This is a genomic window from Mesorhizobium sp. M0047, from assembly GCF_040323315.1.
Classification (GTDB): Bacteria; Pseudomonadota; Alphaproteobacteria; order Rhizobiales; family Rhizobiaceae; genus Mesorhizobium.
The window spans coordinates 1-12,591 of record NZ_JAMYUW010000007.1 but is presented as its reverse complement, the minus strand read 5'-3'; the positions used below and the strand labels follow the sequence as shown (position 1 = coordinate 12,591).

The window sequence follows — 12,591 nt, the reverse complement described above, 5'->3', positions numbered from 1 at the left end:
CCTTGGTTATTCCGGCTGGGGTTATTCCGGCTGGGTGTCAGGCAGTTTTTCTGGCCGGGCGGCGCCCGAGCGCATGATGCGAAAGCACCATGAACGGTGCACCCGGTTCGGTTTCGACGAACAACGTCAGCGCATCCACCAGCAGCGGCTGTTGCAGCACCTGCGCAAACAGACTGTCGATTGCTGCGCGCAAACGAGGGCTTTCCTGTGACCCCGCCCGGCCGGACAGCGTCATGTGGAAGCGAAAGGTTTCGAAGACATAGGGATAGCCCCATTGGCAGAGATTGCGGAACTCGGCCGGCTTCAGCGAATCCGGGCTGCGCCGCTCGATTTCCGCCTCGGTCAACGGCGCACGAAACCGGTCGAAGCCGAGCACCACGTCATCGGCGAAGCGGTTGAGCACCGGCAGCGGGCCTTCCGGCACCAGTGCGAAGAAGCCGTCGATCTGGCTGACGACGAGACGCGGGATGGTCACCGCCGGCGTCGCCTCGGCGAAATGGTCGAGTGCGGCGCGCAGCGACGCTTCGATTTCGCTGGCGGCCAGGCGGAAAGGGGCTTTCAGCGTCGCGTGAAAACCATAGCGGCGCGCCGAAGCTGTGTGGAAAGCAACTTCCGCCGCCGATAGGTCGGCCACTGCCTCGGCCGGCCTTGTCGCGCCGCCAAACGGGTCGCGGCCAAGCCAGTCGGCGGCGATCCGCGCCAGCGGCTCGTCCTGCCGTGGGGTGAAATAGAGGGCGTAGCGCATCAGGAGTCCTCGTCAGCCCCTTGCCATAGGTGATTTCCATGACGGATTGACGAAGCTTTGACGGGTTTTCGAAGGCAAATCGAGCCTTCCGGTCCTTAGCCGACGTTTTTTCCGGGTTGGACCAACAGCTTTACCCGGAAGAGACGATCGATCAGGCCTTCATCAGCCATTCGTGCTCAGGCGCATTGTGGAATTTCCACGTCCGCTTCGGTCCGGCCATCACGTTGAGATAATAGAGGTCGTAGCCGTGGCAGGCGGCGCAGGGATGATAGCCCTTGGGCACCAGCACGACATCGCCATCCTCGATCGCCATCGCTTCGTCGAGCGCGCGATGGCCGTGCTTGTCGGCGTCGGTATAGACGCGCTGAAAGGCAAAGCCCTGCGGCGGGTTGAGGCGGTGATAGTAGGTTTCCTCGAGATAGGATTCCTCAGGCAGATTGTCCTGGTCATGCTTGTGCGGCGGATAGCTCGACGTATGGCCGCCGGGCGTGATGACCTCGACCACCAGCAGCGAATCGGCCGGCTTGCCCTCCGGCAATATGTTGGTGACGTAGCGCGTGTTGGTGCCCTTGCCGCGCACCTCCTGGCCGAGATCGTTCGGCGCGATGACGCGAACCGGCAGGCCGCCGCCAAGGCCCGGCGCCGAGCAGACGGCGAGTTCCAGCTCGGTGTCCGCCGTCACCGACCAGTCGGATCCCTCAGGCACATAGACCGACCACGGCTTGCCCTCGAAGGGCGACATGCGCTCGCCAAGCAGGCCGAGATCCTTGCCGCCGCCTCTCGCCTTGCCCTTGCCGGTGACGAACACCAGGCAGACTTCGCGATCATCGGTTTTTCCGGAAGCGCTCTCGCCGGGCCGCAGCCGATGCAGGTCGAAACCGACATAGCTCCAGCTTGCGTTCTCCGGCGTCACATGGGCGACGCGGCCATGGCCCTTGTCGGCCTTCACCAGCAGCTTCGACATCCCTGTCACTCCTTCGGTTCGGCCTCGGCCTTGCCCTCGTCCGCGGGCGTGTAGAGGTAAAAAAACTGCCAGACGGCGTAGCCGGCGAAACCAAGCGCGATGACGCCCCAGAACGGCGTGCCGGTGGCGAACTCGATGATCGACCAGATGACGCAGACCGCGACGACGGCGACACGCCGCCACAAAGGCCGGAAGAAGGGGTGTTCGTAATCTTTCATCGGGCCAATCTACAGCAATCGGCTTTGCCGGGAACCCATCGCATCAGGCCTCCCTTGATCAGACATTTGGAAAGCCTTGCGTTTCGACCGTGTAGCCGGCGGCGGTCATGACGCGCATCAATTCCTTGTAGCCGACCTGCGCCATCCTGAGCGGCGGGTTCTTCTTCGGATCCTGCTCGGCCTCGACCACGAACCAGCCCTCATAGCCATGGTCGGCAAAGCGCTGCACGATGGCGCCGAAATCCAGCGAGCCGTCGCCCGGTACCGTGAAGGCACCCAGCGCCACCGCGTCGAGGAAGGACTGTTTCGTGCGGTCGAGTTTCTCGATCACGCCCATGCGCACGTCCTTCACATGCACATGGCTGATGCGCTTGTGATGGTTGTCGATGGCGCGCAGCACGTCGCCGCCGGCGAATGCCAGATGGCCGGCATCGAGCAGCAATGGAATGCCATCGCCCGAATAGCGCATGAACGCGTCGAGCTCCGGCTCGGTCTCGACCACCGCCGCCATGTGGTGATGATAGGACAGCGGCATGCCTTGCTCGGCGCACCATTCGCCGAATTCGGTGAGGCGCTTCGCATAGGCCTTCATCTCGTCGTCCGACAGCTTCGGCTTGGTTGCCAGCGGCTTCGAACGGTCGCCCTGGATCGAGCGGCCGACCTCGCCATAGACGATGCAAGGCCCGTTCACGGCCTTGAACAGGTCGATCATCGGCTGGATGCGATCCTTGTTGTCGGCCATCTCCCCGTCGACCAGCGTGCCGGAGAACCAGCCGCCGCACAGCGTCACGTCGGCCGCCTTGAGGATCGGCAGCATGACATCGGGATCATTGGGAAAACGCCGGCCCATTTCCATGCCGGTGAAGCCGGCCGAACGCGATTGGCGCAAACACTCCTCCAGCGACACGTCATCGCTGAGTTCCGCAAGATCGTCGTTCCACCACGCAATGGGGGACATGCCCAGTTTGGCTTTCAAGTCGTCACTCCAGTTTCAGTTCGTATTCACTCTCCCCCTTGTGGGGGTCCGAAGGACGGGCGAGACCCGTGGCTCGCCCCGGCAAGTCGCTGCGAAGCAGCGGGTGGGGGTGCGGCGCCGGACCCCCACCCGGACCTTCGGTCCGACCTCCCCACAAGGGGGAGGTAGGGCTTGGCGGCGCAAAAATTCAATCGCCGACACTCTGCATCTGCCGCTTTTCGTCATAGGCCTTGCGCGCCACGTTGACCTGCGGCCGTGCCGACACTTCCGGCACCGCCACATCCCACCAATGGCCGCCGGCATCGGTGGAGACAAGCGGGTCGGTGTCGATGACCAGCACAGTGGTGCGGCTGTTTGTCTTCGCCTTCTGCAGCGCGTTTTCCAGCCCGGCAATGGACGGCACTTTCTCCGCGATCGCGCCCATGCTCGCCGCGTGTGCGGCGAAGTCGATGTCGGGCAGGACTTCGTGGCGCGCGTCCTTCAGGAGGTTGTTGAAGTTGGCGCCGCCGGTCGCCATCTGCAGCCGGTTGATGCAGCCATAACCTCTGTTGTCGAGCAGCACGATGGTCAGCTTCAGGCCAAGCATCACCGAGGTGGCGATCTCGGAATTCAGCATCAGGTAGGAGCCGTCGCCGATCATGACAACGACCTCCTCGTCGGGCTTCGCCATCTTGGTGCCCAGCCCGCCGGCAATCTCGTAGCCCATGGTCGAGAAGCCGTATTCGGCGTGATAGGAGCCGGGCGCGCCAGCCTGCCAGAGCTTGTGCAATTCGCCCGGCAGACCGCCGGCAGCATGCAACAGCGTCACGCCTGAGCCCATCGCGCGCTGCACTGCACCGATCACCTGCGCATCCGACGGGAAGGCGGCATTGGTCGACGCGGTCACCTTGGCGGCCTCGGCCTGCCAGGCCGTCTTGCCGGTGGCCGCATTGTCTGTCCAGGTCGCCGGCGCCTTCCAACCTTTAAGCGCTGCACCCAGTTCAGCCAAACCCTCCGCCGCATCGGTGACCAGCGGCAACGCGCGGTGCTTGCCGGCGTCGAAAGGCTGCACGTTGAGCCCGATGATGGTCTTGCCGGAGTTCTTGAACAGCGCCCAGGAGCCGGTGGTGAAATCCTGCAGGCGTGTGCCGATGGCAAGCACGACATCGGCTTCTTCGGCCAGCCGGTTGGCGGCCGAGGTGCCGGTGACGCCGACCGCCGCCATGTTGAGCGGATGCTCGTCCGGCAACGAGGATTTGCCGCCTTGCGTCTCGCAGACCGGAATGCCGGCGCTCTCCACGAATTTCGCCAGCTCGTCCGAAGCCTGGGAATAGAGGACGCCGCCACCGGCAATCACCAGCGGCTTTTTTGCTCCGTTCAGCGCCGCCACCGCGGCGGCCAGTTCGTGACGATCCGGGCGCGGCCGGCGCTGGTGCCAGACCCGCTCGGCAAAGAAGCTTTCGGGATAATCATAGGCCTCGGCCTGCACGTCCTGGCAAAGCGACAGCGTCACCGGGCCGCATTCGGCCGGATCGGTCAGCACGGCCATGGCGCGGCTCAGCGCCGGGATGATCTGCTCCGGCCGGGTGATGCGGTCGAAATAGCGCGACACCGGACGGAAGCAGTCATTGACCGTCGCCGTGCCGTCGGAGAAATCCTCGGCCTGCTGCAGCACGGGGTCGGGAATGCGGTTGGCGAAGACATCGCCGGGCAGAAACAGGACGGGCAACCTGTTTACATGGGCGAGTGCCGCGGCCGTCACCATGTTGAGCGCACCGGGACCGATCGAAGACGTCGCGGCCATGAAGCGGCGACGGAAATTGGCCTTGGCGTAGGCGATCGCCGCATGCGCCATCGCCTGCTCATTGTGGGCGCGGAAGGTCGGCAATTCGTCGCGCACCTGATAAAGTGCCTCGCCCATGCCGGCGACGTTGCCGTGGCCGAAGATCGCCCAGACGCCGCCGAAGATCGGGACTTGCCTGCCGTCGATGTCGGTCATCTGCTTGCTGAGAAAGCGGGTCAGCGCCTGCGCCATCGTCAGGCGGATTGTCTTGCTCATGGTGTCTCCTCCGCAGTCGTTGTGCCGCGCTTCTTATGCCGCTTTGCGGCCGCGCGCGGCAAGCCACGCTTCAGTCAGCTGTTCGAAGCGCTGCGCCATGTCGGCGATAGCTTCGTCATCCGACATCTTGCCGGCCAGCCATTGTTCGGCCGCATGGACGAAGATGGTGCGGCCGACGGCAAAACCCTTGACGATCGGCGCCTTGGCGGTGGCTGCGAAAGCCGCTTCCAGCTCGTCCTGCGGCGCTTCCAGCCCAAGCAGCACGACGCCGCGGCACCACGGATCGTGCTTCAGGATGACGGCTTCGATCTTGGCCCAGGCACCGCTCGACGCCTGCGGCTCGAGCTTCCACCAGTCGGGCTTGATGCCGAGCGCATAGAGTTCCTCCAGCGCGCGCGGGATCGTCGTGTCGTCCAGCTTGCCATGCTTGCCGGCGATGATCTCGATGAGAAGTTCTCTGCCTACTTTCCGCGCGCCTTCGAACAGTGCGCGCAGCTTCTGCTGCTGCTCTTCCTTCAAGGCTGCCGGATCGTCGGGATGGTAGAAGCACAGGCACTTGATACAGTGATCGACCGGCCATTCGGTGAGCTGCGAGCCGATGTCCTGCGAGAATTCGAAGCGCAGCGGCCGCGATCCCGGCAGTTCGACCGGCCGCCCGAGCCAGGCGAAGGGATGGCGGGCGAATTCGAACATCGCCTTGCGGCCGTATTTCTCGTCGATCAGCATGCCATAGCCGTCGCGGCCGGCGGCGACCTTCGCTGCCGCCTTGACCGCCAGCACCTTGAATTCTTCGATCCGCGCCGGATTGGCGCCAGCTTTCGCCGCCACATCCTCGAGCTGCACACGGTGGTCGCAGGCGAGCGCCATCAGCGAGGGAATGTCGCGCCGGCGCGTCGTCGCCCAATGGATGTGGTTGATCGCCTCGTCCTTGCGCAAGGCCAGATGCTTGCTGCCGTGCTTGAGGAAGAACTGCAGCTCCTCGAAGGTCGGATACTCCGGCGCGCAGAGCAGCCGCGACACGGCGAAGGCGCCGCAGGCATTGGCCCAGGTCGCCGCCGTCGCATGGTCTTCGCCCCCCAGCCAGCCGCGCAGGAAGCCGGACATGAACGCGTCGCCGGCGCCGAGCACATTGTAGATCTCGATCGGGAACCCCTTGCCGACGACGCCGTCCTCGAGATCGTCGCTGATCGGTCCGTCATAGACGATGCAGCCCATGGCGCCGCGCTTCAATACGATGGTGGCGGACGACAGCGAGCGGATCGCCTTCAGCGCGCTCAGGCAATCATCGGCCCCCGACGCGATCATGATCTCTTCCTCGGTGCCGACAATGAGGTCGCAATCGGGCAGCACCGTCTTCAGCTGGGCCGAGACGCGGTCCGATTTGACATAGCGCTCGAAGCCTTCGGCGTGACCGGCAAGACCCCAGAGATTGGGCCGGTAGTCGATGTCGAACACCACCTTGCCGCCCTTGGCCTTCATGATGCGAATCGCCTTGCGCTGCGCGGCATCACTGTTGGGGCGGGAAAAATGCGTGCCGGTGACGACGATCGCCCGCGCCGAGGTGATGAAGGCCTCGTCGATGTCTTCCGGCGCCAGCGCCATGTCGGCGCAGTCCGAGCGGTAGAAGATCATCGGCGAGACGCCTTCGTCCTCGACCGAGAGCAGCACTAGCGCCGTCAGCCGCTCCTTGTCGGTCTTCAGCCCGTCGACATTGACACCTTCACGTTTGAGCTGCTCGCGGATGAAGCGGCCCATCTGCTCGTCGCCGACGCGGGTCAACAGCGCAGAACGCAGGCCGAGCCTGGCCGTACCGACCGAAATGTTGGCCGGGCAGCCGCCGACCGACTTGGCGAAGGAGGTGATATCCTCCAGCCGCGAGCCGATCTGCTGGCCGTAGAGGTCGACGGACGCGCGACCGATGGTGATCACGTCGAGCGGCGCCTGTTTCGCGTCCACGGCTTCGCTCATTGGAACCTCCCGTCGGCCTTGTTGTCATGAACAACATTGTTGGGTAACACGCGCGAGCGGCAGCGTGGTGCCGGGAATATGAAATAATAATTCCAATCCATAGTCAATATGGAATGAGCGTTCCTTCGGCGAAAAGTGCCACCAGGTGTCGCGTTCGGGAAGACACTTTGGCCGGCCTGGCTCCGCTCACCATGGCAGCGGGCCATCGTCGTTGAAGTACCCGGCGTTCGGACCATCGGCATCCAGGGTCGCCAGGTGTATGACGATCTCGGCCGCCTGCTGCACGGTGCGGTGGCCTCTAAATCCATTCAGGTCGGTGGCGGTATAGCCGGGCGCCGCTGCATTGACCTTGATGCCTTGTGGCGCAAGTTCGCGGGCGAAGGCGACGGTGATGGCATTCAGGGCCGTCTTGGAACTGCCATAACCCATCAGGTTGACCGACTGGTTCGGCGTGCCCGAATCGAGCGCGCGCCCGATGGATCCCGTGGAACTGCTCACCGTCACGATGCGGGCGGCCGGCGCTGCAAGCAGCAGCGGCAGGAAAGCCTGGGTCACGCGGATCGGCCCGAAGACATTGACGTCATAGGTCGCCCTGACATCGGGAAGCTGCTGCTGGCTCGGCGGCAGCTCGTAGTTGATGGCGACGCCGGCATTGTTCACCAGCACGTCGAGACAAGGGCTTTCCGCCTCGACAGTTCTGGCGGCCGCCGCGACGCTTTCGTCCTGTGTGACATCCAGCGCAAGCCATTGAACATCCAGGCCTTCGCTGCACAATTCCTGCGCTGCCGCCATGCCGCGCTCGGCATTCCTGGCGCCAAGCCACACCTTGAAGCCCATCGTCGCCAAACGCCGGGCAATCTCGCGGCCGATGCCCTTGTTGGCGCCTGTCACCACGGCGGTTTTCGATTTCGTCATTTGGGTTCTCCATCTCTCCATGTCGAAGACCCAGAGATGGCGCCCTATGAGGAATGCCGCGCGCCGAAAACTCTTCGGCTCTTGCCTAATCCTCTCATATGGGTTGCGCGGCCACGATGGACGCGCGAAACTGATGCCATGAGCGAGGCACTGCAGGAGCTGATCGATATCGCCGGCCGTCATGCGCGCGGGCGACGAACGACAACGGCGATTCCCCGCGTTTCGATCGGCCGCAGCGAAGTCGCTACGGCACCAATGGCGGGGGTATGGGGGTCGGGGATCCTGTTCGTGCTGCAGGGCGCGAAAACGGTTCTGATCGGAGACCGGACCCTCCGCTATAATCCCGCCAGCTATTTCATCTACACCGTCGACACGCCCACCATCAGCCAGTTGGTGGCAGCCAGCCCCAGACATCCCTACCTGGCAATCGGCTTTACCCTCGATCTGCAGGCCATTGCCGCCCTTCTCGTCGAGCACGAGCCGGCACTCGGCGGAGACAATTTCTCCACCTCGCCCGTCAATGAGGATCTGCTCGACGCATTGCGGCGAATAATGCGGCTGCTCGACCGGCCAAGTGAGATTCCCGTGCTGTCGGTCATGCTCGAACGCGAGATGTTGTTTCGGCTGCTGCAAGGTCCCCAGGGCGCAAAGCTTCGCCACCTTGCGCGCGCCGACGGCCATCTATCCCGGATTGGCCAGGCGATTGCGTGGATCCGGTCACATTGCCATCAGCCGGTCCGGGTCAGCGACCTGGCCCAAATCGCCCATATGAGCAACGCTGCATTTTACCGCCACTTCAAGGCGGCAACGGCCATGAGCCCGATCCAGTATCAAAAACAAATCCGGCTCTTGGAAGCCCGCCATTTGCTGGCTGCCCAGCCAGGCAACGTTGCGAGCGTCGCCTTCGCCGTCGGCTACGAGAGTGCTTCCCAGTTCAGCCGGGAGTATGTCCGCCAGTTCGGCTCGCCGCCTGCGCGCGACGCAGCCCGGCTTTTGGCGGCAGGCGAGGCGCCTGTAGAGGTCCTCTAACCTTTGCGCTTGCGGCCCGTGTCGCGTCGCTTCTCGCCGACGCCGACGGTCAGCGCCATGGCCAGCGCCATCGTCGCCGACAGCGAGCGGAAGCCGGCGAAATCGGCCTCGGCAACCTCGAACCAGACCTTGGCGAACTGGGCGAGCGGCGAAAACGAGCTATCGGTGATGGCGACGATAGGCACGCCCCGTTCCGAAATGCTGCGCGCCTCCTCGATGGTGGCCGGCGCATAGGGCGAGAAGGAGATGGCGATGACGGCATCCGCCGGCGTGGCGAAACCGATCATCTCGGCATTCAGGCCGGCGGCTGATTCGATCAGCTGGTTGCGGATCTTCAGTTTGCCCAGCGCATAGGCGATGTAGGACGCCACCGGATAGGAGCGGCGTTTGGCCAGCACGTAGATTGTCTCCGCCCTTGCCAGCAGCGAAATTGCGTCTTCCAGATGCGTGTCGTCCAGCGTGCGCGAGATGTCGTTGAGCGAGGTGCTGGCGGCGGCGACGAAGCCGTCGAAGATCGCCCGGTGGCCCGCGGCGCCTTCGGCCTTGGCGCGCAAGGCTTGCAGCCTTTCGTCGTAGGACGAATTGCGCTCGCGCAGCCGCTCGCGGAATACCTGCTGCAGGCTGGTGAACCCGTCGAAGCCGAGCTGCTGGGCAAAGCGGATCAGGGTAGACGGCTGCACGCCGGCCGAAGCGGCGATGCTTGCGGCGGTGCCGAAGGCAATGTCGTCGGGATTGTCGAGCGCATAGGCGGCGATCTGGGCGATGCGCCTGGGCAGGCTTTCGCGCCGATCGAGGATCGTTGCGCGTAGCGTCTCGAAGTCGCGAGGTACCCGTTCGTCCATCGTCGCTCTGTCCAAGCTCATGCGTGAAGCGTCCCTCTGTGCCTCATCATAGTGAGCCTGCGCAAGAATGCCATAAAAAATGAGGCAGACATTCCATTCCAAGAGAAAATGGATTAATTCATCCACGCAGCGCTTGAGGCAGTGGAGAAACGGAAAATGGTCGGCGTCGGTCTCATCGGCACGGGTTTCATGGGCAAGTGTCACGCCATCGCATGGAGCGCCGTCGGCGCCGTCTTTCCCGATGTTGCCAAGCCGCGGCTGGTCCATCTCGGCGAAGTCAATGAAGAGCTTGCCCAGCGCAAGGCGGGCGAGTTCGGCTTCGCCAAAGCCTCCGGCGACTGGCGCGCCGTCGTCAACGACCCGGAGGTCGACATCGTCTCGCTGACCACGCCCAACCAGTTCCACCCGGAAATGGCCATCGCCATCCTGGAAGCCGGCAAACATCTGTGGTGCGAGAAGCCGATGGCGCCAGGTTTTGCCGAGGCCGAAGCGATGGCGGCGGCGGCGAAAAAGTCCGGCAAGGTCGCGGCCCTCGGCTACAATTACATCCAGAGCCCGTCCATCCGCCACATCGGCACGCTGCTCGACGAGAAGATCATCGGCGAGGTCAACCATCTGCGCATCGAGATGGACGAGGATTTCATGGCCGATCCCGAAGCGCTGTTTTTCTGGAAGCACGAAGCGGCTTCCGGCTATGGTGCGCTTGACGATTTCGCCGTGCACCCACTGTCGCTAGTTTCCGCCCTGTTCGGCCGTGTCGCCAGCGTCATTTGCGACATGGCCAAACCCTATGCCGATCGCAAGGTGGCCAGCGGCGGCCGCCGTGTGGTGGAGACCTACGACATTGCCAGCGTGCTGATGCATCTGGAGAACGGCATCGCCGGCACGTTGCTGGTCAACCGATCGGCCTGGGGCCGCAAGGGTCGCATCGCCATCCAGATATTCGGATCGAAGGGGTCGATCCTGTTCGATCAGGAGCGGATGAATGAAATCCAGCTTTATGTCACCGCCGACCGCCCGACCGAGCAAGGCTATCGCACCATCCTTGTGGCGCCGCACCACAAGCCCTACGACGCCTTCCTGCCGGCGCCAGGCCATGGCCTCGGCTTCAACGATCTCAAGATCATCGAGTGCCACGAATTGCTGACGCGGCTTGCCGGCAAGCCGGCGCGGCTCATCGAATTCGCCGAAGGACTGGAGATCGAGCGCACCGTGCACGCGATGGCGCGCTCGTTCGAGGAAAAGCGCTGGGTGGATGTGAGGTAGGTCCGCTTCTGGCATTCGCTTTGCGTTGGCCGCTTTTAGCCAGCGTTCGAGGCATTCGTCTCCCACCCGTCTACCCAGACCTGCCGCAACCGGTCGCCTTCGCCCTTGAACCGTAGCCCCGTCGCCTGGCAATCCTCGATCCGGTCGCTGCGGAAATTGCGGATCGCCTGGCGCAATTCGCACCAGGCGACGATATTGGCGGTCTCGGCGTAGTAGATCAGGGCGATCGGGCGGACGAGCCGCTCGGAGGCGCGGCCCATTTCGTCTCGATAGGAGATGTCGAGCTTCTCCTCGTCGCGGATGGCGCGGCGCACCAGGGCCAGATCGATCGCGCCGGTCGAAGGCGCGGCGAACCCCCACGCATGCAGCGCATTGGCATCGAACGCCTGGCGCAAGGGTGGCGGCACCGCACCGGCGATCTTGGCACTGACACGCTTGGCCGCCTGCTTGAGCTCGCTGTCCCCTGTTCGCTCCAGCAGCGCCAGCGACAGGACGATCGCCTCCATCTCCTCGATCGAGAACATCAGCGGCGGCAGGTCGAAGCCGGGGCGCAGTATATAGCCGATGCCACGCCCGCCCTCGATCGGCACGCGCATCGCCTGAAGTGCCGCGATATCGCGATAGATCGAGCGCACCGCGACTTCCAACCGCTCGGCAATCGTCGCCGCCGTTACCGGCTGCCGCGCCAACCGCATGATCTGGATGATCTCGAACAGGCGTGACGCCTTTCGCATTTTTCACCCGGGTTTCCGATGACAACTGACACACCATCGTCAGTTGGGCTGTTCTATAGGAGCGCCTATCGGGTTGAGAATCAACACATTCCGCTGCGGCCTAGCCGGCGAAGCGACAGGCAACTGACATGGATTACGCGGCAAATCTCTGGCTCTTCTGTCTCCTCCTGTTCGGCATCATCATCGTGCCGGGCATGGACATGCTTTTCGTGCTTGCCAATGCGTTGACCGGTGGCGGCAACAGGGGACTTGCCGCGACCGGCGGTATCATGCTGGGCGGCATGGTACACACGCTGAACGGCGCGCTCGGCGTCGGCCTGCTGATGCATTTCGTGCCGATCCTCTACAATCCGCTGCTGATTGCCGGCGCCGCCTACATGGCCTTCATAGGCCTGTCGCTGATGCGCAGCTCGATCAAGGTCGGCGCTGCGGGGCCTGCCGGCAGCCGTTCCGCATGGAAGGCGTTTCGCCAGGGGCTGGTGATCTGCCTGATCAATCCAAAGGCCTATCTCTTCGTCTTCGCGGTCTATCCGCAATTTCTGAAGCCGGCCTACGGTCCGATCTGGATCCAGGCGTCCATCATGGGATTGATGACGATCACCATGCAGTTTACCGTCTATGGCGGGCTCGCCGTCACCGCCGGCCGCAGCCGAAATCTGCTGGTCGCCAATCCCCAGGCGACCGCCTTTGCCGGCCGGGCAGCCGGACTGCTCCTGGTTGCGGTCTCGGTATTCACGGCATGGGAAGGACTGAGAGCGGGGTAGGACACGGATTTCTTGCGAAGAGGGCCCCACCCTAACCCTCCCCACAAGGGCAGGGCTATCGCATATGAGTAAAGAGGCTAAGCAGGTTTTGATCGGCCCATCGTGCCTTGAGTCGTTTGTGGCTGAGCGGGA

12 protein-coding genes are annotated in these 12,591 nt (G+C 63.7%); 3 read left to right on the top strand and 9 right to left on the bottom strand.

Annotated elements, in window-relative coordinates:
* Positions 1-37 precede the first annotated feature (37 nt).
* The 7 genes from NKJ89_RS08500 to NKJ89_RS08470 all read right to left on the bottom strand — a co-directional run bounded on the left by NKJ89_RS08500 (position 38) and on the right by NKJ89_RS08470 (position 7,824).
* Complete coding sequence (locus tag NKJ89_RS08500) at positions 38-745, bottom strand: DUF1045 domain-containing protein (protein WP_352601547.1); 708 nt, start codon at positions 743-745, stop codon at positions 38-40.
* Between the two features lie 151 nt (positions 746-896).
* Positions 897-1,709 carry a 5-deoxy-glucuronate isomerase gene (gene iolB / locus NKJ89_RS08495; RefSeq protein ID WP_352601545.1) on the bottom strand — a complete coding sequence of 271 codons (813 nt, stop codon included), beginning with the start codon at positions 1,707-1,709 and terminating at the stop codon, positions 897-899.
* A gap of 5 nt (positions 1,710-1,714) precedes the next feature.
* Entirely contained in the window at positions 1,715-1,927 is a 213-nt protein-coding gene (locus NKJ89_RS08490; protein WP_352601543.1) for a DUF3329 domain-containing protein, read from the bottom strand.
* Positions 1,928-1,985: 58 nt separating this feature from the next.
* Complete coding sequence (iolE, locus tag NKJ89_RS08485; protein WP_352601541.1) at positions 1,986-2,903, bottom strand: myo-inosose-2 dehydratase; 918 nt, start codon at positions 2,901-2,903, stop codon at positions 1,986-1,988.
* Between the two features lie 187 nt (positions 2,904-3,090).
* Complete coding sequence (gene iolD / locus NKJ89_RS08480) at positions 3,091-4,941, bottom strand: 3D-(3,5/4)-trihydroxycyclohexane-1,2-dione acylhydrolase (decyclizing) (RefSeq protein WP_352601539.1); 1,851 nt, start codon at positions 4,939-4,941, stop codon at positions 3,091-3,093.
* Between the two features lie 33 nt (positions 4,942-4,974).
* Entirely contained in the window at positions 4,975-6,909 is a 1,935-nt protein-coding gene (locus NKJ89_RS08475) for a bifunctional 5-dehydro-2-deoxygluconokinase/5-dehydro-2-deoxyphosphogluconate aldolase (RefSeq protein WP_352601537.1), read from the bottom strand.
* Positions 6,910-7,095: 186 nt separating this feature from the next.
* A complete protein-coding gene (locus NKJ89_RS08470; RefSeq protein WP_352601535.1) occupies positions 7,096-7,824 on the bottom strand; it encodes an SDR family oxidoreductase in 729 nt (242 codons plus the stop codon).
* A gap of 138 nt (positions 7,825-7,962) precedes the next feature.
* Here NKJ89_RS08470 and NKJ89_RS08465 point away from each other — a divergent pair, with 138 nt between their 5' ends.
* Positions 7,963-8,853 (top strand): AraC family transcriptional regulator, encoded by an 891-nt coding sequence (locus NKJ89_RS08465; protein ID WP_352601533.1) that lies wholly within the window; start codon positions 7,963-7,965, stop codon positions 8,851-8,853.
* Here NKJ89_RS08465 and NKJ89_RS08460 read toward each other — a convergent pair.
* Entirely contained in the window at positions 8,850-9,695 is an 846-nt protein-coding gene (locus NKJ89_RS08460; protein WP_352601842.1) for a MurR/RpiR family transcriptional regulator, read from the bottom strand. The two genes, NKJ89_RS08465 and NKJ89_RS08460, sit on opposite strands and share 4 nt — an antisense overlap.
* A gap of 156 nt (positions 9,696-9,851) precedes the next feature.
* On the opposite strand from NKJ89_RS08460, the gene NKJ89_RS08455 reads away from it, so the two are divergent.
* Complete coding sequence (locus NKJ89_RS08455; protein ID WP_352601531.1) at positions 9,852-10,961, top strand: Gfo/Idh/MocA family protein; 1,110 nt, start codon at positions 9,852-9,854, stop codon at positions 10,959-10,961.
* Positions 10,962-10,996: 35 nt separating this feature from the next.
* Here the strand turns inward: NKJ89_RS08455 and NKJ89_RS08450 are convergent, their stop codons facing one another.
* Complete coding sequence (locus NKJ89_RS08450; protein ID WP_352601529.1) at positions 10,997-11,695, bottom strand: helix-turn-helix transcriptional regulator; 699 nt, start codon at positions 11,693-11,695, stop codon at positions 10,997-10,999.
* A 128-nt stretch (positions 11,696-11,823) separates the two neighbouring features.
* Between NKJ89_RS08450 and NKJ89_RS08445 the strand changes: the two genes are divergently transcribed.
* The gene (locus tag NKJ89_RS08445) at positions 11,824-12,459 is read left to right on the top strand and encodes a LysE family translocator (RefSeq protein WP_352601527.1); all 636 of its coding nucleotides are present in this window, start codon (positions 11,824-11,826) and stop codon (positions 12,457-12,459) included.
* The last annotated feature ends 132 nt before the right edge of the window (positions 12,460-12,591 follow it).

Excerpts from the sequence above, each read along its gene's own strand:
- NKJ89_RS08500 (WP_352601547.1), bottom strand. The coding sequence starts at position 745 with ATGCGCTACGCCCTCTATTTCACCCCACGGCAGGACGAGCCGCTGGCG.
- iolB (WP_352601545.1), bottom strand. The coding sequence starts at position 1,709 with ATGTCGAAGCTGCTGGTGAAGGCCGACAAGGGCCATGGCCGCGTCGCC.
- NKJ89_RS08490 (WP_352601543.1), bottom strand. The coding sequence starts at position 1,927 with ATGAAAGATTACGAACACCCCTTCTTCCGGCCTTTGTGGCGGCGTGTC.
- iolD (WP_352601539.1), bottom strand. The coding sequence starts at position 4,941 with ATGAGCAAGACAATCCGCCTGACGATGGCGCAGGCGCTGACCCGCTTT.
- NKJ89_RS08475 (WP_352601537.1), bottom strand. The coding sequence starts at position 6,909 with ATGAGCGAAGCCGTGGACGCGAAACAGGCGCCGCTCGACGTGATCACC.
- NKJ89_RS08470 (WP_352601535.1), bottom strand. The coding sequence starts at position 7,824 with ATGACGAAATCGAAAACCGCCGTGGTGACAGGCGCCAACAAGGGCATC.
- NKJ89_RS08465 (WP_352601533.1), top strand. The coding sequence starts at position 7,963 with ATGAGCGAGGCACTGCAGGAGCTGATCGATATCGCCGGCCGTCATGCG.
- NKJ89_RS08460 (WP_352601842.1), bottom strand. The coding sequence starts at position 9,695 with ATGGACGAACGGGTACCTCGCGACTTCGAGACGCTACGCGCAACGATC.
- NKJ89_RS08455 (WP_352601531.1), top strand. The coding sequence starts at position 9,852 with ATGGTCGGCGTCGGTCTCATCGGCACGGGTTTCATGGGCAAGTGTCAC.
- NKJ89_RS08450 (WP_352601529.1), bottom strand. The coding sequence starts at position 11,695 with ATGCGAAAGGCGTCACGCCTGTTCGAGATCATCCAGATCATGCGGTTG.
- NKJ89_RS08445 (WP_352601527.1), top strand. The coding sequence starts at position 11,824 with ATGGATTACGCGGCAAATCTCTGGCTCTTCTGTCTCCTCCTGTTCGGC.